The organism is Stutzerimonas stutzeri (assembly GCF_024448955.1).
Taxonomy (GTDB): domain Bacteria; phylum Pseudomonadota; class Gammaproteobacteria; order Pseudomonadales; family Pseudomonadaceae; genus Stutzerimonas; species Stutzerimonas stutzeri_AQ.
Window position 1 is genome coordinate 59,619 of record NZ_JAMOIH010000019.1, and the last position, 24,871, is coordinate 84,489.

23 protein-coding genes and 1 tRNA gene are annotated in these 24,871 nt (G+C 59.7%); 18 read left to right on the forward strand and 6 right to left on the reverse strand.

Features of this window, described 5'->3' with window-relative positions; genetic code table 11:
* Positions 1–623 precede the first annotated feature (623 nt).
* Positions 624–713 (reverse strand) — tRNA-Ser (locus tag NA645_RS18290).
* Positions 714–947: 234 nt separating this feature from the next.
* Here NA645_RS18290 and NA645_RS18295 point away from each other — a divergent pair.
* The 4 genes from NA645_RS18295 to NA645_RS18310 all read left to right on the forward strand — a co-directional run bounded on the left by NA645_RS18295 (position 948) and on the right by NA645_RS18310 (position 4,800).
* Positions 948–2,252, forward strand: a complete 1,305-nt coding sequence (locus NA645_RS18295) for an HD-GYP domain-containing protein (protein WP_256050156.1) — start codon at positions 948–950, stop codon at positions 2,250–2,252.
* A 162-nt stretch (positions 2,253–2,414) separates the two neighbouring features.
* Complete coding sequence (locus tag NA645_RS18300) at positions 2,415–3,110, forward strand: crotonase/enoyl-CoA hydratase family protein (protein ID WP_256050157.1); 696 nt, start codon at positions 2,415–2,417, stop codon at positions 3,108–3,110.
* Positions 3,111–3,227: 117 nt separating this feature from the next.
* Positions 3,228–4,448 (forward strand): aspartate aminotransferase family protein, encoded by a 1,221-nt coding sequence (locus NA645_RS18305; RefSeq protein WP_256050158.1) that lies wholly within the window; start codon positions 3,228–3,230, stop codon positions 4,446–4,448.
* Positions 4,449–4,512: 64 nt separating this feature from the next.
* Positions 4,513–4,800, forward strand: a complete 288-nt coding sequence (locus tag NA645_RS18310) for a topoisomerase II (protein ID WP_256050159.1) — start codon at positions 4,513–4,515, stop codon at positions 4,798–4,800.
* An 80-nt stretch (positions 4,801–4,880) separates the two neighbouring features.
* On the opposite strand, the gene NA645_RS18315 is transcribed toward NA645_RS18310, so the two are convergent.
* Together NA645_RS18315 and NA645_RS18320 are read right to left on the reverse strand one after the other, a co-directional pair.
* Entirely contained in the window at positions 4,881–5,243 is a 363-nt protein-coding gene (locus NA645_RS18315) for a YgaP-like transmembrane domain (RefSeq protein WP_256050160.1), read from the reverse strand.
* Positions 5,244–5,369: 126 nt separating this feature from the next.
* Positions 5,370–7,403: a S9 family peptidase gene (locus NA645_RS18320; RefSeq protein WP_256050161.1), complete on the reverse strand. Its 2,034-nt coding sequence runs from the start codon at positions 7,401–7,403 to the stop codon at positions 5,370–5,372.
* A gap of 443 nt (positions 7,404–7,846) precedes the next feature.
* Between NA645_RS18320 and fadB the strand changes: the two genes are divergently transcribed.
* The 5 genes from fadB (at position 7,847) to NA645_RS18345 (ending at position 15,043) form a co-directional block, all read left to right on the forward strand.
* On the forward strand, positions 7,847–9,994 hold the full coding sequence (gene fadB, locus NA645_RS18325; protein WP_256050162.1) for a fatty acid oxidation complex subunit alpha FadB: 2,148 nt from the start codon (positions 7,847–7,849) through the stop codon (positions 9,992–9,994).
* A gap of 18 nt (positions 9,995–10,012) precedes the next feature.
* On the forward strand, positions 10,013–11,188 hold the full coding sequence (gene fadA / locus NA645_RS18330; protein WP_256050163.1) for an acetyl-CoA C-acyltransferase FadA: 1,176 nt from the start codon (positions 10,013–10,015) through the stop codon (positions 11,186–11,188).
* 80 nt (positions 11,189–11,268) lie between these two features.
* A complete protein-coding gene (locus NA645_RS18335) occupies positions 11,269–11,496 on the forward strand; it encodes a DUF1653 domain-containing protein (RefSeq protein WP_131648339.1) in 228 nt (75 codons plus the stop codon).
* Positions 11,497–11,808: 312 nt separating this feature from the next.
* Positions 11,809–14,418 carry a type I DNA topoisomerase gene (topA, locus tag NA645_RS18340; RefSeq protein ID WP_256050164.1) on the forward strand — a complete coding sequence of 870 codons (2,610 nt, stop codon included), beginning with the start codon at positions 11,809–11,811 and terminating at the stop codon, positions 14,416–14,418.
* A 106-nt stretch (positions 14,419–14,524) separates the two neighbouring features.
* Positions 14,525–15,043, forward strand: coding sequence for a DUF6586 family protein (locus NA645_RS18345; protein ID WP_256050165.1), 519 nt, complete (start codon positions 14,525–14,527; stop codon positions 15,041–15,043).
* Positions 15,044–15,076: 33 nt separating this feature from the next.
* Here the strand turns inward: NA645_RS18345 and NA645_RS18350 are convergent, their stop codons facing one another.
* Positions 15,077–15,916, reverse strand: a complete 840-nt coding sequence (locus tag NA645_RS18350) for a DMT family transporter (protein WP_256050166.1) — start codon at positions 15,914–15,916, stop codon at positions 15,077–15,079.
* Positions 15,917–16,121: 205 nt separating this feature from the next.
* On the opposite strand from NA645_RS18350, the gene NA645_RS18355 reads away from it, so the two are divergent.
* On the forward strand, positions 16,122–16,358 hold the full coding sequence (locus tag NA645_RS18355) for a hypothetical protein (RefSeq protein ID WP_131648343.1): 237 nt from the start codon (positions 16,122–16,124) through the stop codon (positions 16,356–16,358).
* A gap of 65 nt (positions 16,359–16,423) precedes the next feature.
* On the opposite strand, the gene sulA is transcribed toward NA645_RS18355, so the two are convergent.
* Together sulA and lexA are read right to left on the reverse strand one after the other, a co-directional pair.
* The gene (gene sulA, locus NA645_RS18360; RefSeq protein ID WP_256050167.1) at positions 16,424–16,906 is read right to left on the reverse strand and encodes an SOS-induced cell division inhibitor SulA; all 483 of its coding nucleotides are present in this window, start codon (positions 16,904–16,906) and stop codon (positions 16,424–16,426) included.
* A gap of 170 nt (positions 16,907–17,076) precedes the next feature.
* On the reverse strand, positions 17,077–17,685 hold the full coding sequence (gene lexA, locus NA645_RS18365; RefSeq protein ID WP_131648344.1) for a transcriptional repressor LexA: 609 nt from the start codon (positions 17,683–17,685) through the stop codon (positions 17,077–17,079).
* 193 nt (positions 17,686–17,878) lie between these two features.
* On the opposite strand from lexA, the gene NA645_RS18370 reads away from it, so the two are divergent.
* The 8 genes from NA645_RS18370 (at position 17,879) to NA645_RS18405 (ending at position 24,870) form a co-directional block, all read left to right on the forward strand.
* On the forward strand, positions 17,879–18,586 hold the full coding sequence (locus tag NA645_RS18370) for a TetR/AcrR family transcriptional regulator (RefSeq protein WP_256050168.1): 708 nt from the start codon (positions 17,879–17,881) through the stop codon (positions 18,584–18,586).
* Between the two features lie 39 nt (positions 18,587–18,625).
* The gene (locus tag NA645_RS18375; RefSeq protein WP_256050169.1) at positions 18,626–19,150 is read left to right on the forward strand and encodes a L,D-transpeptidase; all 525 of its coding nucleotides are present in this window, start codon (positions 18,626–18,628) and stop codon (positions 19,148–19,150) included.
* Positions 19,151–19,166: 16 nt separating this feature from the next.
* Positions 19,167–20,165 carry a beta-N-acetylhexosaminidase gene (nagZ, locus tag NA645_RS18380; protein ID WP_256050170.1) on the forward strand — a complete coding sequence of 333 codons (999 nt, stop codon included), beginning with the start codon at positions 19,167–19,169 and terminating at the stop codon, positions 20,163–20,165.
* Positions 20,166–20,179: 14 nt separating this feature from the next.
* Positions 20,180–20,917: an S-methyl-5'-thioinosine phosphorylase gene (locus NA645_RS18385; RefSeq protein ID WP_256050180.1), complete on the forward strand. Its 738-nt coding sequence runs from the start codon at positions 20,180–20,182 to the stop codon at positions 20,915–20,917.
* A 173-nt stretch (positions 20,918–21,090) separates the two neighbouring features.
* Positions 21,091–21,588: an LEA type 2 family protein gene (locus NA645_RS18390; protein WP_131648348.1), complete on the forward strand. Its 498-nt coding sequence runs from the start codon at positions 21,091–21,093 to the stop codon at positions 21,586–21,588.
* 9 nt (positions 21,589–21,597) lie between these two features.
* A complete protein-coding gene (locus tag NA645_RS18395) occupies positions 21,598–21,789 on the forward strand; it encodes an SEC-C metal-binding domain-containing protein (protein ID WP_256050171.1) in 192 nt (63 codons plus the stop codon).
* Positions 21,790–21,796: 7 nt separating this feature from the next.
* Positions 21,797–22,261: a DUF2489 domain-containing protein gene (locus NA645_RS18400; RefSeq protein WP_256050172.1), complete on the forward strand. Its 465-nt coding sequence runs from the start codon at positions 21,797–21,799 to the stop codon at positions 22,259–22,261.
* A gap of 71 nt (positions 22,262–22,332) precedes the next feature.
* Positions 22,333–24,870 carry a penicillin acylase family protein gene (locus tag NA645_RS18405; RefSeq protein WP_256050173.1) on the forward strand — a complete coding sequence of 846 codons (2,538 nt, stop codon included), beginning with the start codon at positions 22,333–22,335 and terminating at the stop codon, positions 24,868–24,870.
* Position 24,871: the final 1 nt, after the last annotated feature.

Here is a 24,871-nt window from a genome sequence, read left to right on the forward strand (position 1 = left end):
AGAAAACATGACCCTGCAACAGGAGCGTGACCAGATCGGCGCTGAGATGGAGCAAAATCGCCAACGGATTGGGGACGAGATCAACGCCATTCGCGAGCCTGGGGTATCTAGCGGCTCGGCAGCTGAGTCGGGCGCAGCGGGCTCGGCCAGCCCGAACAATTCGGTCGGCACACACGCAACTCAGCCCGGACAGGCCCCGAGTGGTGGCGCTCCTAATCCCGGCGTCACGCGGCCGGGTGATAGCGATAGTCCGATCACGACCACTGGTCCGGGAAGATCGACGGTGGAGCCTGGCAGGTCGACGACCACCGGTACGCCCGTTGAGCCCATCCGCGATCGTGGTGCTAATGGAAACGTCAGCCCCGTAAACGGCGCAGCCGCGGGTGAAATCGGAACATCAGGCGGTAACGGAACCGGAAGGCCCGGTAGCAGCCCAGCGGGCTCCGCAGTAGGCGGAGCCAGTGGAAATTGACCTATCGAGTGATGGCTCGTTGCGGTGCATTTCCAGGCGGCCAGGGATCGTATGGCTGCGCGAGCCGAAAATGTACTCGGCACTTCTGATGGTATTGCGAACGGTAGAAACGACAAAGCCCCGATAATCGGGGCTTTGCATATTTCGAGTCTGGCGGTGAGGGTGGGATTCGAACCCACGATACGATTTCTCGTATACACACTTTCCAGGCGTGCTCCTTCAACCGCTCGGACACCTCACCGGGTCTCGACGGGCTTGATGTCCGTCGAGGCGCGCTAATGTAGCCGAAGAGAACGCGGATGGCAAAAAGTTTTTTAGATCTTTCATGTGGTTAACGCACCGTTAGAATGTGGGCGAAATGTAGGGTTGAAGTGAACCTATATTAAATCTTGAGGTTCTTAGCTCTAGTAACATCTCGGTGCTTTACGCAAGCGGAGTCGAGCGTCGCGAATATAAAGAGCCAGGACAGGCTTCGATGAAGTTATTCAAAAGCAAGCGCAAGCGGCCTGACGTGGCAGAAGTTGCTACGAAGCGGCGTTTGCACGTCAGCCATCTGGAGCTCGGCATGTATATATGCGAGCTGGATCGGCCGTGGCGCCAGACCGACTTTCTATTCCAAGGATTCCCGCTGCTCAAACTGGAGCATATCCAGGCGGTGCGCGAACGCTGCGACTACGTTTTCGTCGATGACACCCGGAGAGTGCTGCTCGATCAGGGCCAGATGATGGTGCCATCGGCGACGCCACTACGGGTGAAGCGCAAGATGTCGCGTATCCCGCTCTCGCTTGAAGTGCAGGAGGCGCGCGAAGCCTATCGAAGTAGCGCACTGGTATTGGATCAGGTGCTGCTAGATGTCCAGCAGGGTCGAGTGATCGATACCAAGGCCTGCCAGGCACTGGTCAAGCGGAACCTAGAGAGCATGCTGCGCAACGAGAGCGCCATGCTTTGGCTGACGCGTCTGAAGTCTCGGGACGTGTACACCAGCCTGCACTGTCTTTCCGTCTCCATTCTGGCGATGGGCTTCGGGACGCACCTTGGGTTGCCAGACGAGAAAATAGAGCTGTTGGGTATCGCGGGGCTTCTGCACGACGTCGGGAAGATGAAGATCGATCCCGCCGTTCTGAACAAGCCGGGCAAGCTGACCCAGGAAGAGTTCGAGCACATCAAATTGCACCCATCGTTCGGCTACGAGGCCTTGTGTGGCCAGGATGATATCCCCGCTGCGGCCGTGCACGCCGCGTACGGGCACCATGAGCGGCTGGATGGCAAAGGCTATCCGCAAGGGATCGATCAATATCAGATTCCGTTCACCACACGAGTGATCACCATCGTCGATGCCTTCGATGCGATCACCAGCCATCGCACCTATGACGATGCGCGTCCGATCCAGACTGCCTATGACGTGCTGCGCAGCAGTGCCGGCCAGCAATTCGATGAGAGCCTGGTGAATGAATTCATTCGTTGGCTCGGGGTGTTCCCGGTAGGTACGTTGGTCGAGCTGCACACTGGTGAAATCGCGCTGGTGCTGGAGAAGCATCAGCAGTTGCACCTGCGACCCAAGGTGGTGGTCATGCGGGACGCAAACAAGATGCCTTGCGAACCTCGTTACCTGGATCTCTCTCAGCTGACCGTCGACGCCAATGGCACGCCCTATCGGATCAGCTGTGGTATTGCCGACGGCTCTTACGATCTGTTCATCGCCGATCCGCAGCTGCAGACACTTCTGCACCCCGAGTTGCTTGCCGTGCTCGAACTTGAGCCGGTTACAGCTGAGAGCTAAGTCGGCCGCCTTGAACCGCGATTTTTCTGCTGAAAGATTGAACGCTGCGACGCTCGTACTGCACTGATGGGTGGCCAGCATGACTTGTCAGTCAGTCACGACGCTTTACCTTGCGGGTTGTGCTGGGTAACGTCAGCGGACTTCTAACAAGGAATATTCGTCATGAGTGATCTGGTTTCCTACGACCTCGAAGACGGCATTGCCACGCTGACCCTGAACAATGGCAAGGTCAATGCGCTGTCTCCGGCCGTATTCGACGCGCTCAACGCCGCATTCGATCGCGCAGAGCAGGACCGCGCGGTGGTGATTCTCACCGGCCAGCCGGGGATACTGTCCGGCGGCTATGACCTCAAAGTCATGACTTCAGGGCCTGAAAACGCCATTGCTCTCGTAGCCATCGGTTCGGCCTTCACGCGGCGAATGCTTGCCCATCCCTTCCCGATCATCGTCGCTTGCCCTGGACATGCCATTGCCAAGGGGGCGTTCCTGCTGCTTTCCGCCGATTACCGCATCGGTGTCGACGGCGCCTTCAACATTGGTCTCAATGAAGTGCAGATCGGCATGACGATGCATCATTCGGGTATCGAGTTGGCGCGGGATCGGCTGACCAAACCGGCGTTCCAGCGTTCGGTGATCAACGGCGAAATCTTCGCACCGCAGGCGGCCCTCGATGCCGGCTTCCTCGACAAGATCGTTCCTGCTGGTGAGCTTATGGACGTCGCCAAAGCGGCTGCGGCACAGCTGAAGAAAATCAATATGACGGCTCACAAGAACACCAAGCTCAAGGCGCGCAAGGCGTTGCTGGAAACGTTGGATCAGGCCATCGTGCTTGACCGGCAGCACTCGGTCGTCTCCTGAAGATAATTTTGGCAGGGCCGCCCATTCCTGCCGGCCCTGCGTTTAAACTGCGAGTGCTGCGCCCCGCCATGGCGGGGCGTTTTCATTCATATCGTGTCGCATCGCAGGAGAGTCCTGATGTCCGCCCCGCACACCCCGGTAGAACGCGCAGATTTCGACCAGGTCATTGTCCCCACTTTCGCACCCGCCGCTTTCATTCCCGTTCGTGGCCAGGGTTCGCGAGTCTGGGATCAGCGCGGACGAGAGCTGATCGACTTTACCGGTGGCATCGCCGTGAACGTGCTGGGTCATGCCCATCCGGCGCTGGTGGCTACGCTGACCGAGCAGGCCGGCAAGCTGTGGCACATCTCCAATATTTTCACCAACGAACCGGCGCTGCGCCTGGCCAAGAAACTGGTCGCCGCGACCTTCGCCGATCGGGCATTTTTCTGTAATTCCGGGGCCGAAGCCAACGAGGCGGCATTCAAGCTGGCGCGCCGCTATGCCTTCGATAATCACGGGCCGGAGAAATGCGAAATCATCTCCGCAGTGAACAGCTTCCATGGTCGGACGCTGTTTACCGTGACGGTCGGTGGCCAGCCGAAGTACTCCGACGGTTTTGGGCCGAAGATTCAAGGCATCAGCCATGTTCCTTACAACGATCTCGATGCGCTGGCCGCCGCCATCTCCGATAAAACTTGCGCTGTGGTACTTGAACCGATTCAGGGTGAAAGCGGCGTTCTGCCCGCCGACCAGGCTTATCTGGAAGGGGCTCGCAAGCTGTGCTACGAGCACAACGCATTGCTGATCTTCGATGAAGTCCAGACTGGCATGGGCCGTACCGGCGAGCTTTTCGCCTACATGAACTACGGTGTCACGCCGGATATCCTGACCAACGCCAAGAGCCTCGGTGGCGGTTTCCCGATCGGATTGATGCTGACCACGAATGAAATCGCCGCGCATTTCAGTGTCGGCACTCATGGCACTACTTATGGCGGCAATCCGCTCGCCTGCGCGGTGGCCGAAGCGGTGGTCGATATCGTTAATACCCCGGAAGTTCTGAACGGCGTCAAGGACCGGCACGAGCGTTTCAAGCGCGGGCTGTTGGAAATCGGTCAGCGCTACGGGTTGTTCGATCAGGTGCGCGGTATGGGCATGCTGATCGGCTGCGTGTTGAGTGAGGCGTGGAAAGGCCGCGCTAGAGAGATCTTCGATGCCGCCGAAAGGGAAGCGCTGATGATCCTGCAAGCTGGTCCTGATGTCATCCGCCTGGCACCGAGCCTGATTATCGAAGAAGCCGATATCGCTGAAGGTCTCGCTCGCTTCGAGCGGGCGGCGGCGAAATTGACCCAGGCCTGATCAAGGCCTGAATCCGGCAGGGCGGCTAACGTCCTGCCTCCTTTATTCATCGAGAGTTTTGACCATGAGCGATAGCCTGCAACTGATCCTGGAAGACGTAGACGGTACTCAGCTCGAAACGTCCTGCACCCGTTTTGCCGTGATGTGGCAAGGGCGGGAGGTGTGGATTCAACAGGTCGGCAACAACCAGCTGATGATCGGCGTCGACGTGGAGGAAGGTGACACCGAATACGCCAATCTGCTGCTGCGCCCGCTGGCTACCAATTTGGTCAGTCTCGAGCTCGAGATGGAGCCGGTCGAATCCGCCGAGGACGATCACGTTCATGGGCCGGACTGCGATCACGACCACTGACGGGAGCCCCTTGCGCTCGGAAAGCTGCCATCCGCGATGCCTGTGCTTTGGCGCGCCCATCAAGGCGCGCCGGTTATCGCTCAGACGCCGGTTTGCGGATTGGTAAGCGAATCGTTGCCGGTAACCGTCGCGGTCGAGGTGGCTGCTTGGGCGTTGGCTTTCATTCTCTCCCGGTCCGCCTCGCTGCGTTCCAGCGGCATGCTCCGGTAGTTGCCTTCGGCCATTTTGGCCTGTTCGTTCACTTCGCAAAGTACGCGCTTGGCTTCGCAATGCCCGGTCATGCCGCGTGCCAGGGCCATACCGCCCACCGCTAGCTGCAGTAACCCGCCCAGCCCCCCGCGGCCGATGCCTTTGCCGAGAAAGTACAACCCGCCTGCGATCGAAGCCGCGCGCTCCCAGCCATGCACGTTCTGTGACGCCTGGTTTGAGGATGTCCTGGTCATGGGTAATCGCTCCGAAAACAGTGGTGTGTTAGATGACCCCGACGCGCAGGAGGCGTTCCGACCACAAGTCGGCATACCCCGGCGCTGCTGGCGGCACAATTGCCGAATTACACCTACTTGCTCGCCTCAGCGCGCTGCCATGTTGAAAACCTTTAGTACGAAAGCGTATTCCAAGGCCACATCCCTCAACCCCTGATAACGACCGCTCATGCCGCCATGGCCGGCGCCGAGCTCGGTCTTCAGCAGCAGCAGATTGTCGTCGGTCTTATTGGCGCGAAGCTTGGCGACCCATTTTGCCGCCTCCCAGTACTGGACCCGACTGTCGTTGTAACCAGCGACTGCAAGAATTGCCGGGTAGGCCTGCGCCCGGACATTCTCGTAAGGCGCATAGGCCTTTATTCGTGCGTGCACGTCCGGCTGGTTGGGGTCGCCCCATTCGTCGTATTCGGTGACGGTCAGGGGCAGCTCTTCATTGAGCATGGTATTGAGCACGTCGACGAAGGGCACTTCGGCGATGGCGACACCGAAGAGTTCCGGACGCTGATTGAGCACCGCGCCGATCAGCAAGCCACCGGCGCTGCCACCGCTGATGGCTAGGCGCTGCGGCGTGGTATGTCCATCGGCGATCAGTCTCTCCGCGCAGGCGATGAAGTCGCCGAAGGTGTTCGTCTTGTGCTCCAGCTTGCCGGCGCGATACCAGGCTTCGCCCAGGTCGCCACCACCACGCACATGGGCGATGGCAAAGATGAAGCCGCGGTCGAGCAGCGATAGCCGCGCATGGGAGAACCAGGGATCGAGGCTGTGGCCGTAGGCACCGTAGCCGTACAGGTAGAGCGGCGCAGCTTTGCCGAAGGTCTCGCGGCGACCCACCAGGCTGATCGGCACCTGGGTGCCGTCCGCCGCGGTTGCCCAGATGCGCCGGCTTTCGTAGGCATCGGCGTCGAAGGGGCCTTCTACCGGGGTTTCTTTCAGGACCTCCTGTTCGCCGTCGGCAAGCTGCAGCTGACGAATCTGCGCGGGGCGGTTGAGCGCTTCGTAGCGCAGGCGGATCACCGAGCTTTCGAATTCCAGGGTGTTCTGCACATGCAGGCTGTAGGCCGCGTCCGGCAATTGCAGGCGATAGGCCGCGCCGTTCTGCGGCCGTACCTCGATGATCGGCAGGCCGGCTTCGCGTAGGCTGAGAGTAAGGGCACTAGCATTCAAGCTGATCTCTTCGAGCATCACCGCGTCGTCTTGTGCGACCAGCTCCTGCCAGTTTTCTCTTTGCGGCGCGCTTTCCGCCGCCTGATACAGAGCGAAGTTGATCCCGGTCTGGTTGCTGCGCACGAACCAGCGCCACTCGCCGTAGAACTGGCCGTGGTCGGGGTAGTACTCGTGGTTCTCCTCACGAGGGGCGAGGCAGGTCCAGCGGCCTTCCGGTTCGCCGGCCGGTAGCACCCAGGCTTCGCTGGTGGTCTTGCTGTTGGAGAGGATCACCAGTTGGCGCTCGGAGCTGGTGCGGTAGCAATGCACGAAATAGCGACCATCCGGGTCGTGGTAGACCTCGCTGCAACCTTCGTCTCCCAGGCGGTGACGATAGATCTTGTGCGGGCGATGGGTATCGTCGAGCTCGCCGAAGAACAGCGTCTGGTGGTCGTTCGCCCAGGTCATGCTGCCGTCGCAATTGTCGAAGGGCAGGGCGATAACTTCTCCGCTCTCCAGATCCTTGACGAATAGCCGGTAGATTTCGTCGCCCTGGGTGTCGAGGCTGTAGGCCAGCTTGCGCTGGTCCTGGCTAACGCTGAAGGCGCCCAGCGAGAGAAAGCCACCGCCTGCCAGTTCGTTGGGGTCGAGCAGCAGTTGCTCGGCGTTTTCATCGACCGTGAGCGAACCGTCCGCTGGGCGCGGGCAACGGTAGTGACGCGGGTATTCATCGCCGGCCGTGGTGCGTTGATAGTAAAGCCACGGACCCCATGGGGCGGGCAGCGAAAGATCGGTTTCGCGGATGCGGCCCTTGATTTCCTGGAACAGCGCTTCGCGCAGCTCGGCCTGATCTGCCAGCTGGCTCTCCAAGTAAGCGTTTTCCGCCTTCAGGTAATCGAGCACCTCAGGTGCGTCGCGGTTCTCCAGCCACTTGTAGGGATCTTGGCCGCTATCGACGTGGGCAATGGGTACGGACATGCATAACTCCTGAAACGCGGCCGCAAGCGGCGCAGCTGAACGAGGTGAGGCTGGCGCGGAGTGTACAAGGTGCCTCGTCAGTGTGACGACGCCGCGCGGTTTGGGTTCATCGCGCCGGCCTTGATTGATCGGCTGTGTGGCTTTGCGCGACGGAAACGATGTCTATCGAGCGGCAGCGTTGAAGGGCTTGGCTAGGCTTAGCTATTCGATTGGCAAGGGTTAGCGTCTTCGAGTGAATGGTCAGCCGATTGACAACAGACCGCTTTTCCATGAAGGTGTGCTACCCAAATCAAACGGGCGTATGAATCGAGCGTTTGCCATGCAAATGCCGTCAGCCCGGTTTATCGTGTCGGTGGGTGTCGTTTCACCGTATTCGGTGACGGTCGTTCAGACCGGCGACGTGCGACACGTAACGTTCAGCTTCCATTCCTGGAGATCAGTTGATGATTTACGAAGGTAAAGCCATCACGGTTAAGGCTCTTGAGAGCGGCATCGTCGAATTGAATTTCGACCTCAAGGGTGAGTCCGTCAACAAGTTCAATCGCCTCACTCTCAACGACCTGCGTCAGGCCGTCGATGCCATCAAGGCAGACGCGTCGGTCAAGGGCGTGATCGTTACCAGCGGCAAGGACGTGTTCATCGTCGGCGCGGACATCACCGAGTTCGTCGACAACTTCAAGCTCCCGGACGAAGAACTGGTCGCCGGCAACCTCGAAGCGAACAAGATTTTCAGCGATTTCGAAGACCTGGGCGTACCCACCGTCGCCGCCATCAACGGCATCGCCCTAGGCGGCGGTTTCGAGATGTGCATGGCGGCTGACTATCGCGTCATGTCCACCACGGCCAAGGTCGGCCTGCCGGAAGTCAAGTTGGGCATCTACCCAGGCTTTGGCGGCACCGTGCGCCTGCCGCGCCTGATCGGTGTCGACAACGCCGTCGAGTGGATCGCCTCGGGCAAGGAAAACCGTGCCGAAGATGCGCTGAAAGTGCATGCCGTCGATGCCGTGGTCGCGCCGGAGAAGCTGCAGGAAGCTGCGCTGGATCTGGTCAAGCGCGCCATTTCCGGTGAGCTGGACTACAAGGCCAAGCGTCAGCCAAAGCTGGAAAAGCTCAAGCTCAACGCCATCGAGCAGATGATGGCCTTCGAAACCTCCAAGGGCTTCGTCGCCGGCCAAGCTGGTCCGAATTACCCGGCGCCGGTCGAAGCGATCAAGACCATCCAGAAAGCCGCCAACTTTGGCCGTGACAAGGCCATCGAAGTCGAGGCCGCCGGCTTCGTCAAACTGGCCAAGACCTCGGTCGCACAGAGCCTGGTCGGCCTGTTCCTCAGCGATCAGGAACTTAAGAAGAAGGCCAAGAACTACGACAAGCAGGCCCGCGACGTGAAGCTGGCCGCCGTTCTTGGTGCAGGCATCATGGGTGGCGGCATCGCCTATCAGTCGGCTGTCAAAGGCACGCCGATCCTGATGAAGGATATTCGCGAAGAAGGCATCCAAATGGGCCTGAACGAGGCCTCCAAGCTGCTCGGCAAGCGCGTCGAGAAGGGTCGTCTGACCCCGGCCAAGATGGCCGAAGCCCTCAATGCCATCCGCCCGACCACTTCCTATGGCGATTTCGGCAACGTCGATATTGTCGTCGAAGCCGTGGTCGAGAATCCGAAAATCAAGCAGTCGGTGCTGGCTGAAGTCGAAGGCTTGGTGCGTGAAGACGCGATCATCGCCTCCAACACCTCGACCATCTCCATCAGCCTGCTGGCTCAGGCGCTCAAGCGTCCGGAAAACTTCTGCGGCATGCACTTCTTTAACCCGGTGCACATGATGCCGCTGGTGGAAGTCATCCGTGGCGAGAAGACCAGCGAAACCGCGATTGCCACCACCGTCGCCTACGCCAAGAAAATGGGCAAGAGTCCGGTCGTGGTCAATGATTGCCCGGGCTTCCTGGTCAACCGCGTGCTGTTCCCGTACTTCGGCGGCTTCGCCCGTGCCATCGCTCACGGTGTCGACTTCGTGCGCGCCGACAAGGTGATGGAGAAATTCGGCTGGCCCATGGGCCCGGCCTACCTGATGGACGTCGTCGGCATGGACACTGGTCACCATGGGCGTGACGTCATGGCCGAAGGCTTCCCGGATCGCATGAAGGACGACAGCAAGACCGCAGTCGACGTCATGTATGAGGCCAACCGTCTGGGTCAGAAGAACGGCAAGGGCTTCTACTCCTACGAGATGGACAAGAAAGGCAAGCCGAAGAAGGTCGTCGACCCGCAGTCCTACGAGCTGCTCAAGCCGATCGTCAGCGAGACCCGCGAGCTCTCCGATGAGGACATCATCAACTACATGATGATCCCGCTGTGCCTGGAGACCGTTCGCTGCCTGGAAGACAAGATCGTCGAGACTGCCGCCGAAGCCGACATGGGCCTGATCTACGGCATCGGTTTCCCACCCTTCCGCGGGGGTGCACTGCGCTACATCGATTCGATCGGTGTCGCCGAGTTCGTGGCGCTGGCCGACAAGTACGCCGACCTGGGCCCGCTGTACCACCCGACTGCGAAGCTGCGTGAGATGGCCGCCAACGGCCAGCGCTTCTACGGTTAATCGAGCGAGAGTGAAGATATGAGCCTTAATCCGAGAGACGTCGTCATTGTCGACTTCGGCCGTACCCCGATGGGTCGTTCCAAGGGCGGCATGCACCGCAACACCCGCGCCGAGACCATGTCCGCGCAATTGATCGAAGGCGTGCTCGCGCGCAATCCGAAAATTGATCCGGCCGAAGTGGAGGATGTGATCTGGGGCTGCGTCAACCAGACCCTGGAGCAGGGCTGGAACATCGCGCGCATGGCGTCGTTGATGACCCGCATCCCGCACACCAGCGCTGCGCAAACTGTTAGCCGCCTGTGTGGCTCGTCCATGAGTGCGCTGCACACCGCTGCCCAGGCGATCATGACCGGCAATGGCGATGTGTTCGTCGTCGGTGGTGTCGAGCACATGGGCCACGTGAGCATGATGCACGGCGTTGACCCGAACCCGCAGCTGTCGCTATACGCCGCCAAGGCGTCCGGCATGATGGGCCTGACTGCTGAAATGCTGGGCAAGATGCATGGCATCACCCGTGAGCAGCAGGATGCCTTCGGTGAGCGTTCGCACCGTCTGGCGCACAAGGCGACCGTCGAAGGCCTGTTCAAGGATGAAATCATTCCGATGCAGGGCCATGACGAGAACGGCTTCCTCAAGGTCTTCGACTACGACGAAACCATCCGCCCGGAAACCACCCTGGAAAGCCTGGCCACCCTCCGGCCTGCGTTCAACCCCAAGGGCGGCACCGTGACGGCGGGGACTTCCTCGCAGATCACCGATGGCGCGTCCTGCATGATCGTGATGTCTGCGCAGCGCGCTCAGGATCTTGGCATCCAGCCGCTGGCCGTGATTCGCTCGATGGCGCTGGCTGGTGTCGATCCGGCGATCATGGGCTACGGTCCTGTACCGGCTACCCAGAAGGCGCTCAAGCGCGCCGGTCTGACCATGGACGACATTGACTATGTCGAACTCAACGAGGCCTTCGCTGCCCAGGCATTGCCCGTGTTGAAGGATCTGAAGCTGCTCGACAAGATGGACCAGAAGGTCAACCTGCATGGCGGCGCCATTGCACTGGGTCATCCGTTCGGTTGCTCCGGGGCGCGCATTTCCGGCACCCTGTTGAACGTGATGAAGCAGAACGGCGGTACCCTCGGCGTGTCCACGATGTGCATCGGCTTGGGTCAAGGTATCACCACGGTGTTCGAACGCGTCTAAGCTGTTCGGTGACACGGAAACCGGGGCCTCGTGCCCCGGTTTTCATTTGATGGATATGTGGTTTTTCAGAGGCACTCCAGATGCAGGTCACACCAGGCCGTTATCGTCATTACAAAGGCCCCGAGTACCGGGTATATGCAGTTGCCAGGCATTCCGAAACCGAAGAGCCAGTCGTCTTCTACCAGGCGCTCTACGGGGATTTCGGTCTTTGGGTGCGTCCGTTGTCGATGTTTACCGAGACGGTGGAGGTCGACGGTGAAACGCTTCCCCGTTTTGCATTGGTCGAAGCCGAGCCCAGCCGTTTTTGAGTGCCTTCAGGTCACTCTGGCTTACCCCTTATGCTTGACCTCGGCTCTATCGCCACTATATATAGCGGTGCTTTCAAGCCGAGTGCTGGCGACTTCGCCGGTTTCGGGCAGTACAAAACCCACCGGGCAGCCAGGCTGCCAATGGATTTTGCTCGTGGGTACGAAAGATTTCCGGAGCAAATGACTGCTCTTTGCAGTCCCGTAAAAGGGCTGCTTCGCTTCTTTCAGGCAGGCCAAGCGTCGTTTGTGGCGCTCGACTACTGTCGGTTCGATATTCTCAGTTCACCTCTCGATTCAGGAACTCTCGTCTCCATGGGTAAATCGCTGGTCATCGTGGAATCACCGGCCAAGGCCAAGACAATCAACAAGTATTTGGGCAACCAGTACGTGGTGAAGTCGAGTATCGGCCACATCCGCGACCTTCCTACCAGCGGTTCCGCGGCTCGCGAACCGGTAAAGCGCGGCAAGGCGGCGGCTGCAGAAGCCCCTGCGCTGTCACCGAAGGAAAAAGCCAAGCGTCAGCTATTCACCCGCATGGGGATCGATCCCGAGCATGGCTGGAAAGCCAAATACGAGATCCTTCCGGGCAAGGAGAAGGTGATCGAGGAGCTGCGCCGCCTGGCCAAGGAAGCCGACACCATCTATCTCGCGACCGACTTGGATAGAGAGGGGGAGGCCATTGCCTGGCACCTGCGCGAATCCATCGGTGGCGATGACAGCCGCTTCAAACGCGTGGTGTTCAACGAGATCACCAAGAAGGCCATCCAGGAAGCCTTCTCCAAGCCGGGCGAGCTGGATATCAATCGCGTCAACGCGCAGCAGGCGCGGCGCTTCCTCGATCGCGTGGTGGGTTACATGGTCTCGCCGCTGCTGTGGGCCAAAATTGCCCGAGGCCTGTCGGCCGGGCGCGTGCAGTCGGTGGCGGTGAAGCTGGTGGTCGAGCGCGAGCGTGAAATCCGCGCCTTCGTTCCTGAAGAGTACTGGGAAGTCCATGCCGACCTGGCCACGGCTGACAAGGCCAAGGTTCGCTTCGAAGTGGCGCGCGAGAATGGCGAGGCGTTCAAGCCGCTGAACGAAGGCCATGCCATGGCCGCGCTGGAACAACTGCAAGGCGCGAGCTACAGCGTCAGCAAGCGTGAGGACAAACCGACCAGCAGCAAGCCGTCCGCACCCTTCATCACTTCGACCCTGCAGCAGGCGGCGAGCAATCGCCTCGGTTTTGGCGTGAAGAAGACCATGATGATGGCCCAGCGTTTGTATGAGGCCGGTTACATCACTTACATGCGTACCGATTCCACCAACCTGTCGGCGGATGCCATCGGCATGGTGCGTGGTTTCATCGAGGATGAGTTCGGCGGCAAGTACCTGCCGGAGAAGCCCAACGTCTATTCCAGCAAGGAAGGCGCCCAGGAAGCGCACGAAGCGATTCGCCCGTCCGACGTCAACCTGCGCCCGGCCCAGCTGTCCGGAATGGAGCGCGATGCCGAGCGGCTCTACGATCTCATCTGGCGCCAGTTCGTTGCCTGCCAGATGCCGCCAGCGCAATACCTGTCCACCAGCGTTGCGGTAACAGCCGGCAACTTCGAACTACGTGCCAAGGGCCGCATCCTCAAGTTCGACGGTTATACCAAGGTCATGCCACAGCAGAGCAAGAGTGGCGAAGATGACGTACTGCCGGAAATGAACAAAGGCGATGCCATGGCGCTGCTCAAGCTCGACCCGAGCCAGCACTTCACCAAGCCGCCGGCGCGCTTCTCGGAAGCGAGCCTGGTCAAAGAGATGGAAAAGCGCGGCATCGGCCGTCCGTCCACTTATGCGGCGATCATCTCGACCATTCAGGATCGCGGCTACGTGTCGCTACATAACCGCCGCTTCTATTCCGAGAAGATGGGCGACATCGTCACCGAGCGCCTGTCTGAAAGCTTCAACAACCTGATGGACTACGGCTTCACTGCCGGCATGGAAGAGCACCTCGACGACGTCGCCCAGGGCGAGCGCGAATGGAAGCATGTGCTGGACGAATTCTATGGCGACTTCCGCAAGAAATTGGAGGTCGCCGAGGCCGGCGAAAATGGCATGCGCGCCAACCAGCCGACGCTGACCGACATTCCCTGCAAGGTCTGTGGCCGGCCGATGATGATCCGCACGGCTTCCACCGGCGTGTTCCTAGGCTGCTCTGGTTACAGCCTGCCGCCGAAAGAGCGCTGCAAGTCCACGGTCAATCTGATTCCGGGTGACGAGATCGCCGCCGACGACGAGGGCGAATCCGAATCTCTAGTATTGCTCGGCAAGCGCCGCTGCTCGATCTGTAGCACCGCCATGGATGCCTACCTGCTGGACGAGACGCACAAACTACATATCTGCGGCAACAACCCCGACTGCACCGGCTACGAGATCGAAGAAGGTCAGTACCGCATCAAGGGCTACGAGGGTCCGAGCCTGGAATGCGACAAATGCGGCAGCGAAATGCAGCTCAAAACCGGTCGTTTCGGCAAATTCTTCGGCTGTACCAATGCGGAATGTAAAAACACTCGCAAACTGCTCAGAAGCGGTGAGGCAGCACCACCGAAGATGGATGCGGTGAAGATGCCCGAGCTCAAATGCGAGAAGGTTGACGATACTTATGTTCTGCGTGACGGCGCGTCCGGGCTATTCCTCGCGGCCAGCCAGTTTCCGAAGAACCGCGAAACCCGTGCACCGCTTGTGTTGGAGCTGATTCCACATAAGGATGAGATCGATCCGAAGTATCACTTCCTGATGAGTGCGCCGCAGAAAGATCCTGAAGGCCGCCCAGCCGTCATCCGCTTCAGCCGTAAAACCAAGGAGCAATATGTGCAGACCGAGGTGAACGGTAAACCGACTGGCTGGAAGGCGTTCTACGATGGCAGCAAGTGGAAGATAGAAGACAAAACCACCAAATAGGCTAAAGCTGAAAGATGTTTGAGGCTAGGCAAGCTGCATAGCCTCGATGGAAGCAGGTGGGGACGCCTGCAACTTTCTTGACGCTGATCTACGAGAGCGCCCCGCCATGGCTCATGAGCTGTATACCCGAACCAATCAGAAAATTTACTTCGCCGGGCTCGCTCTCGAGAATTGGCGTCGGGCCGAAGAGCATGGCGCGCTGAATGCTCCTGGCGTGATCCAGGCCGAACGAGAGGCCAGTCTTTTTCACCTGTACGGTGCGCTGTTGGGGCTTTGTCACGAGATTGCCGGCTATTACCGACTGCCTGGAGCGAGCGCGCCGCGTGTCGAATTGTTGCTGGTGCGCTCGGCAACCAATCCCTCTCCCAGCCCGGAGCTTGCAGAGCTGAGCGAGATGGCCGAGCACTCCGAAACCTGGCTTGCGCAATTGTTGCAGGCTCATACCAGGCTATTCGAGCCGCCACGCGCACCGGCCAAAAGCAAGACCGATCCAACCATGCCCTTGATCGAGGCGGTCAGCGTGGACGAAGAAACCCCGGAATTGGCGCGTGCAGATGTGGAATCCTGGCGCGGCAATTTGAAGGATCTGGCCTTGCGCTTCCGCGAATCGCTCACCGAGTGGTGAACGGAACGCCGTGTGCGGCTTTCCGGGGCTGCTTCATGTGTTGTGCTTGACCCGCAGGACCAGAGCGATGCCGCCCAGGATTGCAACACCGGCAATCAAGAGTTGGACGGTTAGCGTTTCCCCGAGCAGCAAGCTGCCCGCAAGCGCAGTGATAAGCGGCACACTCAGCTGCACGCTGGCGCCCTGGATAGCCGTAAGGCCAGGTAGCGCGGCATACCAGATCGCGTAGCCGACACCGGATGTCAGCCCACCGGATAACAAGGCGTACATGACTCCTGCGCGGTCCCATTCGAGCCCACCCAAAGCCAGCAGACAAAGCACGGCCATGAGCGGCAGGCTGCGAATGAAATTCCCAGCGGTGGCGGCCAGCGGATCGGGCGCGCCTTTTCCAAGCAGCGAATAGGCTGCCCAGGCGACACCTGAAATTACCATCAGCAACGAAGCCGATAGCGGCGGCATGCTCGCGCCGGGTAGAAGGATTGTGACCAGTCCCCCTGCAGCCAGTACCAGCCCGGTGATCTGCAGATGGGATAGCCGCTCTCCTGTGATTAGCCCCCAGATAATCATGCTCAGCTGCACGGCACCGAACAGCAGCAATGCTCCAGCGCCAGCATCGAGATGCAAATAGGCATACGAGAACGCTGCAGCATAAGCAAAGAGCGCGAGGGCGCCGTACCAGCCGCCAGCTGCAGCCGAAGGGCCGTTACGTAGCCGTAGCAGTAGCCACAGCACCAGCGCCCCGGCCAGCAGGCGCAGCGCGGTAAAACTTGTAGGGTCGATCTGACTGTCGCGTAATGCGGCACGGCAAAGCAGCGAATTGCCAGCAAAGGCGAGCATGGCCAATGCGGTTAACAGTAAGGTTCTTGTGCTCATCCTGAGTCCTTGAAGCGGCTAGGGCTGTCCCGACTGCTGTCTGGACTTCTATAGTCCCATCCTACTGCGTCGTTGTTCGACGGCGCACCTGCTTTAAGCCCACCGCTACCATGATGAGCACGGCACGGTTCTCACGTGGAGAAGCCAAGGGCAGCCGACAAGTCGGTCGGCTGTTACAATGCGCCGTTTCACGGGGAACAGACTCATGCCAACATCGTTTCTGGAAATCGTCGAGCTACCCGACGGTACCATCGTGCTGCGTCGTGCTGAGGATGAAGGTGTCCTGGTCACGCTGGATTTTTCCGACGATGCCAAGGTGTTCCTGCAAGGTCAGCATGTCGAAATCGCCAAGGCGATGTTCAATGTCGGCGTGCAGATGGCGGGACGAGTATCAGAAGGGGAGTTCGAGCGGGAGGAGGAGGGGCCGCGCGTACTACATTGAGAGGCTGCCTGGTTGCCTTTGCGGCTGGGCGGGTTTCGGCACTTCCTTATGCCGAGCAGCTGGGGTCAGTTTCCCAAGCGTATGTTCAAGCTGCGCGCGCTACCTTGATCCGCTGCCGCGCGGAGTTTCAGCCGACCATGTTTGTCGAGGCGCGGCAGCCAGGTGATGACCGTATGGCTGCAGCCTGACATGAGCGCTTTGCATGCCAGCTCAAGAGCACCTTGCGTCTCTCGGGCCTGCAACAACAGAATGCGGTCGCGGTTGAGTCCGGTATCTCGCAGCCAGCTTTGTGAAAGCGATGCGGGTGGCGCAATCAGTGTCAGCCAGCGCGTATCGGCGGCTTCGCTAAGATCTCGAAGAATGGATGCGAGTAGCAGGTGACAGTGATCACTACTACCGCTCAGGGTCATTTCGCTCAGGCTGTCATCGGTCTCTTTCGGCTTGTTGCGGACGACTTCCTGAATTGGCATCAAGCGATGTGCAATCAGGCCTTCGAATAAGGACAGCTGCGGTGGTTTGCCTGTGGTGGGCTGGGGGTGGTACTGCATCAACCTCTCCTTGGCAGGCTGTTGAAACTGCCTGCGTTGCCAATACGTCGTTTAAAAACAGCCTCAGGCGCTTATTCAAACAGCCAGCTCATAAGCGAGGCCGGTCTGTTTCTTCGGCTGTTTTCCGTAGGTCGTCGCGCCTCGTCTTGCCTACGTTTTTTAACGGCCTGTTAGCGGCGTATCACACCGACACTCAACCCTTCGATAATCAGTTCTTGTTCCTTGAGATCGATTTCGATTGGGGCAAATTCGGGGTTTTCGGCTAGCAGCCAAACCTTGTGGCCCTCACGCTTGAAACGTTTCACAGTGACCTCATCATCGATGCGGGCCACAACGACCTGGCCGTTGCGTGCCTCGCGTGTGGTATGGACGGCCAACAGGTCTCCGTCAAAAATGCCGATGTCTCGCATGCTCATACCGTGCACGCGCAATAGGTAATCGGCTTTCGGGTGAAAGAATGTCGGATTGATTTGGCAGGACTCTTCTATATGTTGCTGAGCCAGAATGGGCGCGCCAGCGGCGACTCGCCCAATGATCGGCAAGCCGCTTTCCTCGGCTGCGGGTTCGAAGCCCGGAATACGTATCCCGCGCGATGCGCCGGGCGTCATCTCGATAGCGCCTTTTTTGTTCAACGCTTTCAGATGCTCTTCGGCAGCATTGGGCGATTTGAAGCCCAGCTCTTGAGCGATCTCCGCTCGCGTAGGCGGGTAGCCGTTGTCTTCCAGGCAGCGCTTGATGAACGAAAGAATTTCCGACTGGCGAGGGGTCAGCTTGATCATGAGCGTCTCTGTTCTTTTATACAGTGACTGGGATTATATACAGTGCCTGATGCTTGGCAATCGTTGTTTGGTGGGAGCTGGGCGAGCGTGCCGCTAACTTTGGTAGAGCGCGAAAGCGTCCGGGCGCTTTGGTGGTTGACTTGGTGTGGGCTGAAACGTAAGTTTCAAACAGGTGTTTGTCGGAGGAGGGGGCATGGCGCAGTCTGAAACAGTGGAGCGTATTCTTGACGCAGCGGAACAGTTGTTCGCTGAGAAAGGCTTCGCCGAGACTTCGCTTCGTCTTATCACCAGCAAGGCCGGTGTGAATCTGGCTGCGGTGAACTACCACTTCGGTTCGAAGAAGGCCCTGATCCAGGCGGTCTTCTCGCGTTTTCTCGGCCCGTTCTGTGTGAGTCTCGAGCGTGAGCTGGACAGACGTGAAGCCCAGTCCGACAGAAAAGAGAGTCTCGAAGAGCTGCTGGAGATTCTCGTCGAGCAGGCGCTAGCGGTGACGCCACGTAGCGGCGACGACCTGTCGATCTTCATGCGCCTGTTGGGCCTGTCCTTTAGCCAGAGCCAGGGCCACCTGCGGCGATATCTCGAGGACATGTATGGCAAGGTCTTCCGTCGTTATATGATGCGGGTGCATGAAGCTGCTCCTTCGATTCCGCCGATCGAACTATTCTGGCGCGTACATTTCATGCTCGGCGCGGCGGCGTTCAGCATGTCGGGCATCAAGGCGCTGAGGGCGATTGCCGAGAACGACTTCGGTGCCAGAACGTCCATCGAGCAGGTCATGCGGATGATGGTCCCGTTTCTGGCGGCCGGTATGCGAGCAGATTCCGGCGTGGACGATCCCGACCTGGCGCAGGCTCACGCCATTGCCCGTCGCAATGCATTGGCAATGCCGGCCAAGGGTTGAGGTGCACGGTTTGGGAGTGATCGGCTAAGCTTGCCGCCCATGTCTGATCTCGATTTCCTTCATATCTCGATTGCCGACCAGCTGCTCTACGGGTTTACCGAAGGCAGGCTGTGCCTCCGGCTTCCTGTGTCGACCGCTCTTAACGGTGCGGGGGAACGCAACGGTTCCGGTTGTACACCGCGTGGCCTTCACCAGGTGCGTGCGCGCATCGGCGAAGGATTGCCGGCCGGCGCTGTTCTGCGTGGCCGCCGTTGGACGGGCGAGGTCTGGAGCCCGGAACTGCATGATCGCTACACGGGACGCGACTGGATACTGACCCGGATTCTTTGGCTCAGTGGTTGCGAACCCGGATACAACCGAATGGGCGAGGTCGATACCTTCCGTCGATATATCTATTTGCACGGCACGCCTGATTCAGAGCCCATGGGCGTACCGCTCTCACACGGCTGCATCAGGCTGCGCAATGCCGACTTGCTCGATCTCTTCTCGCGTGTGCCGGCTGGTTGTGCCGTACAGATAGGCGAAGCGGCATGCCCCGATTGGTCGAGCGCAACGCTGAATTAAGGATCTGCTCACTATCATGCAAGGTTCATTGATGCTGGACATCGCCGGCACTTGGCTGACCGCCGAGGATCGCCAGTTGCTGCGCCAGCCGGAAGTAGGCGGCTTGATTTTGTTCGCGCGCAATATCGAAAACCCGCGTCAGGTGCAGGAACTCTGCCGTACGATTCGAGCTGTGCGGCCTGATATTTTGCTTGCGGTCGATCAGGAGGGTGGACGCGTCCAGCGGCTGCGGCGTGACTTCGTTCGCCTGCCGGCGATGCGCGAATTCGCGTCGCGCGTTGATGCGCCGAAATTGGCAGAAATCTGCGGTTGGGTGATGGCTACGGAAGTGTTGGCGGTTGGACTGGATTTTAGCTTCGCGCCAGTGCTCGACCTCGATCATCAGCGCAGCGCAGTGGTTGGTTCACGCGCTTTCGAGGGCGATCCGCAACGCGCTACCGAGCTTGCGGGCGCGTTCATTAAAGGTATGCAAAGCGCCGGAATGGCAGCCACAGGCAAGCACTTTCCTGGTCATGGGTGGGCCGAGGCTGATTCGCACGTGGCGATCCCAGTCGATGAGCGAGGGCTGGAGGCGCTTCGCCAGCGTGATTTGATCCCGTTCCAACGGCTGGCAGGCGAACTGGACGCGGTAATGCCCGCTCATGTGATCTATCCACAGGTAGACGACAAACCGGCTGGTTTCTCTCAGCGGTGGCTCCAGGACATCCTGCGCAAAGAGCTGGGCTTCCAGGGCGTGATTTTCAGCGATGATCTGTCGATGGCCGGTGCGCATGTCGCGGGTGATGCGGCGAGCCGCATTGAAGCTGCGCTTGCGGCGGGTTGCGACATGGGGCTGGTGTGTAACGACAGGGGTGCGGCTGAACTGGCATTGTCGGCGCTGCAGCGTCTTGGCGCGCAACCGTCACCGATGCTGGCGAAGATGCGCACCCGTGTTTCAGGCTCGCTGGAATACAAGCAGGATCCGCGTTGGCGCGCATCGATTGCCACGCTCAAAGCAGCCGAATTGATCGTTTGACCAAGGAAACAAAGATGACTGTCCACGCCATTATCGGCGGCACCGGGCTCACCGAGCTGCCGGGGCTCAGCCTGCATGAAGCTGTACCCATGGAAACGCCCTACGGCCCGCCGTCAGCAGAAATTCTGCGCGGGGAATATGCTGGGCGGGAAATACTCTTTCTGGCGCGCCACGGCCATCCGCATCGCATCCCGCCGCACCAGGTGAACTATCGCGCCAACCTATGGGCACTCAAGAGTGCCGGGGCGCAGGCGATCGTCGCGGTGAACGCCGTCGGTGGCATCCATTCGGCGATGGGTGCGGGCCACCTGTGTGTACCGCATCAGCTCATTGACTACACCTATGGGCGTGAGCACACCTTCTTCGAGGGTGACGTCGAGCATGTTACCCATGTTGATTTCAGCTACCCCTACGACGAACCGCTGCGTCAACGTCTGATTGCCGGTCTGGCTGCCGAGGGCTATCTGTTCAGCAGTCATGGCGTTTACGGCTGCACCCAAGGCCCAAGACTGGAGACAGTGGCCGAAATCGCCCGAATGGAGCGCGACGGGTGCGATATCGTCGGAATGACCGGCATGCCCGAAGCGGTGCTCGCTCGCGAGCTTGAGCTGCCATATGCCTGCCTCGCACTGGTGGTCAATCCGGCCGCCGGCAAAACCACCGGTGTGATCACAATGGCTGAAATCGAAGCGGCGCTGGCGGAAGGGATAGTCAAGACGCGGGCGGTGCTTGCACGAGCGCTTGCTGGTTGATTGAACGCAGACGTAGCGGCGTTCCTGGGGAGGCCGGAAGGTGAGCAGAGTGCGACGGGTTCATGGCAGCGGCAGGAGTAGCAAAGACGTAGCAGGGACATGTTAATTTCGCCATACACCCATTGCAGCTGATCTGCCGCTTGCTACACTTGGCCGTCCTTTGGAGTACCGGAATGCTTTGCCACTCACTTATAAGAAGAATATCGAGAGCAGTGGTTTTGCTGGGGCTGCTGTCTGGCCTTGCGGGTTGTTCGACCTGGTTCAGCGGCGATTTCAAAGATCCTCGGGTTCAGCTCACCGATGTCGAGATCATCAAAGCGAGACTCCTCGAGCAGCAGTTCATGCTGCGTTTTCGCATCGACAATCCCAATGAGCAGAGCCTGCCTGTACGTGGCCTGATCTATAGAGTTCATCTCAACGACATCGAGCTGGCGAGCGGCGAGTCCAGCGGTTGGACGACGGTGCCCGGTCATGGCTTCGACTATTACGAAGTGCCCATTCACACCAATCTCTGGCGGCACATGAAGTACATCGTGCGCTTGCTCGAGAAGCCGGACCGGCCGATTGCCTATCGTCTGGATGGTGAGCTGAAAACCGGTTTGATGCTCGGGCGGCGCGTGCACATCTCCACCAATGGCGAGATAATCCCCGGCAACTTTATCCCGGAGTAGCGACACCTCATGAACCACGAAACCCACGTGCACGGCCCCGATTGCAACCACGATCACGAGCATGACCATGCACCTCATGTTCACGGCCCGCACTGCAACCATAGCCATGACCCGGTACGCAATCCGCTGAAGGATGTTGGCCGCAACGATCCTTGCCCGTGCGGCAGCCAGAAGAAATTCAAGAAATGCCACGGAGCCTGATCCGCTCATGACGCCCCTCGCCATTGTGCTGCTCGTTGCCAGCCTACTGCTAATTGCGGTATTGGCCGGATACGCCTTGCATTTATGGCGCAGGGTCTGGCGCAGAGAGCAACAACTCGCGGATTTGCAGGCGCAGCAGCACGCGGCGCTTGCGGCCGATCTGCGCGTGCTTGCGGGCAGCCTGCTCGACGAGCAGGTGCCCCTGATTGAAGGTGCGATTCGGATCAAGGTCCTGCTGGACAATTACGATTCGGCTCTTGGTCAGGATCCGCGCTGCCAAGTCTTTCAGGTGCTCTTCGAGGCGACCGAACAAGTACCCACGCACGCCGCTTGGAAAGCCCTGGACAAAACCGAGCGCCGTCGTCACGAAGCCAACTTCAGCGCGCTCGAACTGCAACACAAGGCCGCAGCGCGTCGGTCCGCTCGCTGGTTGCTCGACGAAGCCTTGCCGAAAGGTCGCGAAGCCGCCTGAACGTGCCGGCATAACGCATCGCATCCTCTATCCTGATTTATTCCTAGCGCCCTGCCTGTAAGGAGCCATCAATGTCTCTGCGTCTGCCGTTCGTTCTGGTTCCCCTGACTTTGGGCGCTGCATTGGTAGCCGGCGGTCTCGGCGGTTGTCAGGCCTATCTGGATAGTCGCTACAGCGACAGTCTGCCGCCAGCGCAGGGTGTGCAGGCCGTTACTGGTCTGGACAAGAGCGTGAGCATTCGACGCAACGGCTTGGGAATGCCGTTGATCGAGACGTCGACGTTCCACGATGCGCTGTTCGGCTTGGGCTATGTGCACGCCACCGATCGTTTGAGTCAGATGGTCAGCTTACGGCTCATGGCCGAAGGGCGCCTTGCAGAAATGGCCGGGCCCGGCGTGCTGGAGATCGATCGCTTCATGCGCGCGGTTAATCTTCGTAAAAGCGCTGCTGTGCTTTATCACGAAGCGTCGCCGAGGATGAAGCGCTTCTTTGAGGTCTACGCCCGAGGCGTCAATGCGTACCTGTTCCGCCATCGCGACAAGCTGCCGATGGATCTGGCCGCCGCTGGTTATACCCCCGAGTACTGGAAGGCTGAAGATTCGGTGTTGGTGTTCTGCCTGTTGAACTTCGGCCTGGCGGTGAATCTGCAGGAGGAAATCGCGTCGCTGGTCATGGCGCAAAAGATCGGCAGCGATAAGCTCGCCTGGCTGACGCCTATCTATCCCGACGAGGCGCTGCCCTTCGAAGAAGCCGAGAAGCTCAAAGGACTCAAACTGAGCGGTGACATACCGGGACTTGCTGCGCTCGATAACGCTGCTTCCCAGGTCGCCTCACTGAACATGCTGGGTGTCGCCGCCTCGAACAACTGGGCCGTATCCGGCAGCAACACTCGCAGCGGTAGGCCGCTGATGGCCAACGACACGCACCTGCCCTTGTCGTTGCCTTCGTACTGGAATTTCGTGCAGATCCGTTCACCTAAATTCCAGGCGGCCGGGGTGACGATCGCAGGTCTGCCCGCCGTGGTTGCGGGCTTCAATGGCAAGCTCGGCTGGGGCATGACGATGGTGATGGGCGATAACCAGGATCTGTTTCTGGAGCAGGTACGCCGTGAAGGCAGTCGCCTGCTTTACCTCGCCGATGGTAAATGGGTGCCGGCGCGCGAGCGCCATGAGACGTTTTTCGTCAAAGGCGGACGGCCGCTGCGCGAGACGGTCTACGAGACCCGTAATGGCCCGCTGCTGAACAGTGCGCTGGGCGAGCGCAAGCATCCGTTGCAGCCCTTGCAGCTGAATAGCGGTTATGGACTTGCGCTGAAAACCATCCAGTTCGAAGGCGATCAGTCGCTGGACGCCTTTTTCGACCTGACCCGCGCGCAGTCGGTGGATCAGGCGTTCGAGGCGGCTCGTGAAATCCGAGCGGCGGCGCTCAATATCGTTTTTGCCGATGAGCAAAGCACCGGATGGCAGGTGACCGGGCGCTATCCCAATCGCCGAGAAGGGTTGGGCTTGATGCCGTCGCCGGGCTGGGAAAGTCGTTACGATTGGGATGGCTTCGCCGATCCCATGCTGCACCCCTATGATCAGGACCCGGCACAAGGCTGGCTGGCGACAGCCAATCAGCGCACTGTCGCCAAAGGCTACGGCATGCAGTTATCCAATTCCTGGTATTACCCTGAACGTGGCGAGCGCATTGCCGAGCTGCTTGGTCAGGGCAAGCAGGACAGCCGTAGCGCAATCGCCATGCAATACGACCAAACCACGACCTTTGCTGCCAAGCTGCAGACGATGCTGCAGGCGCCGGGAATGGCGGGGCCGCTGAAGGCAGCAATCGATGCGCTTGCTGCGCCCGAGCGGGACAGGGCGCGCGAGTCGCTTTCGAGCCTTCTGAGCTTCGATGGTAAGCTCGCCGCAGATTCCGCCGACGCCGCGCTGTATTCGGCCTTCTTGATGGAGTCGGCACGACAGACCTTTCTCGACGAACTCGGACCGGACACCAGTGCTGCGTGGAAGGCATTGGTCGATGTTGCGAACACGTCTTACTCGGCCCAGGCCGACCACTTGCTCGGTCGAGACGACAGTCCGTTCTGGGATGACCTGAGTACGCCTGTGCGGGAGGACAAACCCGCCATTCTGGCACGCTCCCTGGCGGCGGCAACCAAACGTATGGAAGCGGCCCAAGGGGTGGATCGAGGTGCCTGGCGCTGGGGCGATCTACACAGCTACACCTGGCAAACAGGGACCACGCAGTTGGCGCCTTACATGTCGGCCAGTCAGCGTACGGGCATCAACGCCATCAGCAGCTATCTCGACCGCGGCCCGTTTGCAGCGGGAGGTGATCACAGCACCCTGAACGTGTCCGCCTATCGTTGGGGCGATGACTTCGACACCTGGCTGGTCCCGGCCATGCGCATCATCGTCGATTTCGGACGCGACGAGCCGATGATGGGGCTCAACAGTTCCGGTCAGTCCGGTAATCCGGCCAGCCAGCACTATGCCGACGGTATCGAGGCCTGGTTGAAAGGCGGGTACATGAGCTTCCCGTTCAAGACCGAGAACCTAGACAAGGTCTACGGTACTCAACGGCTACTCCTCACCCCGGCGCGCCAGTAGC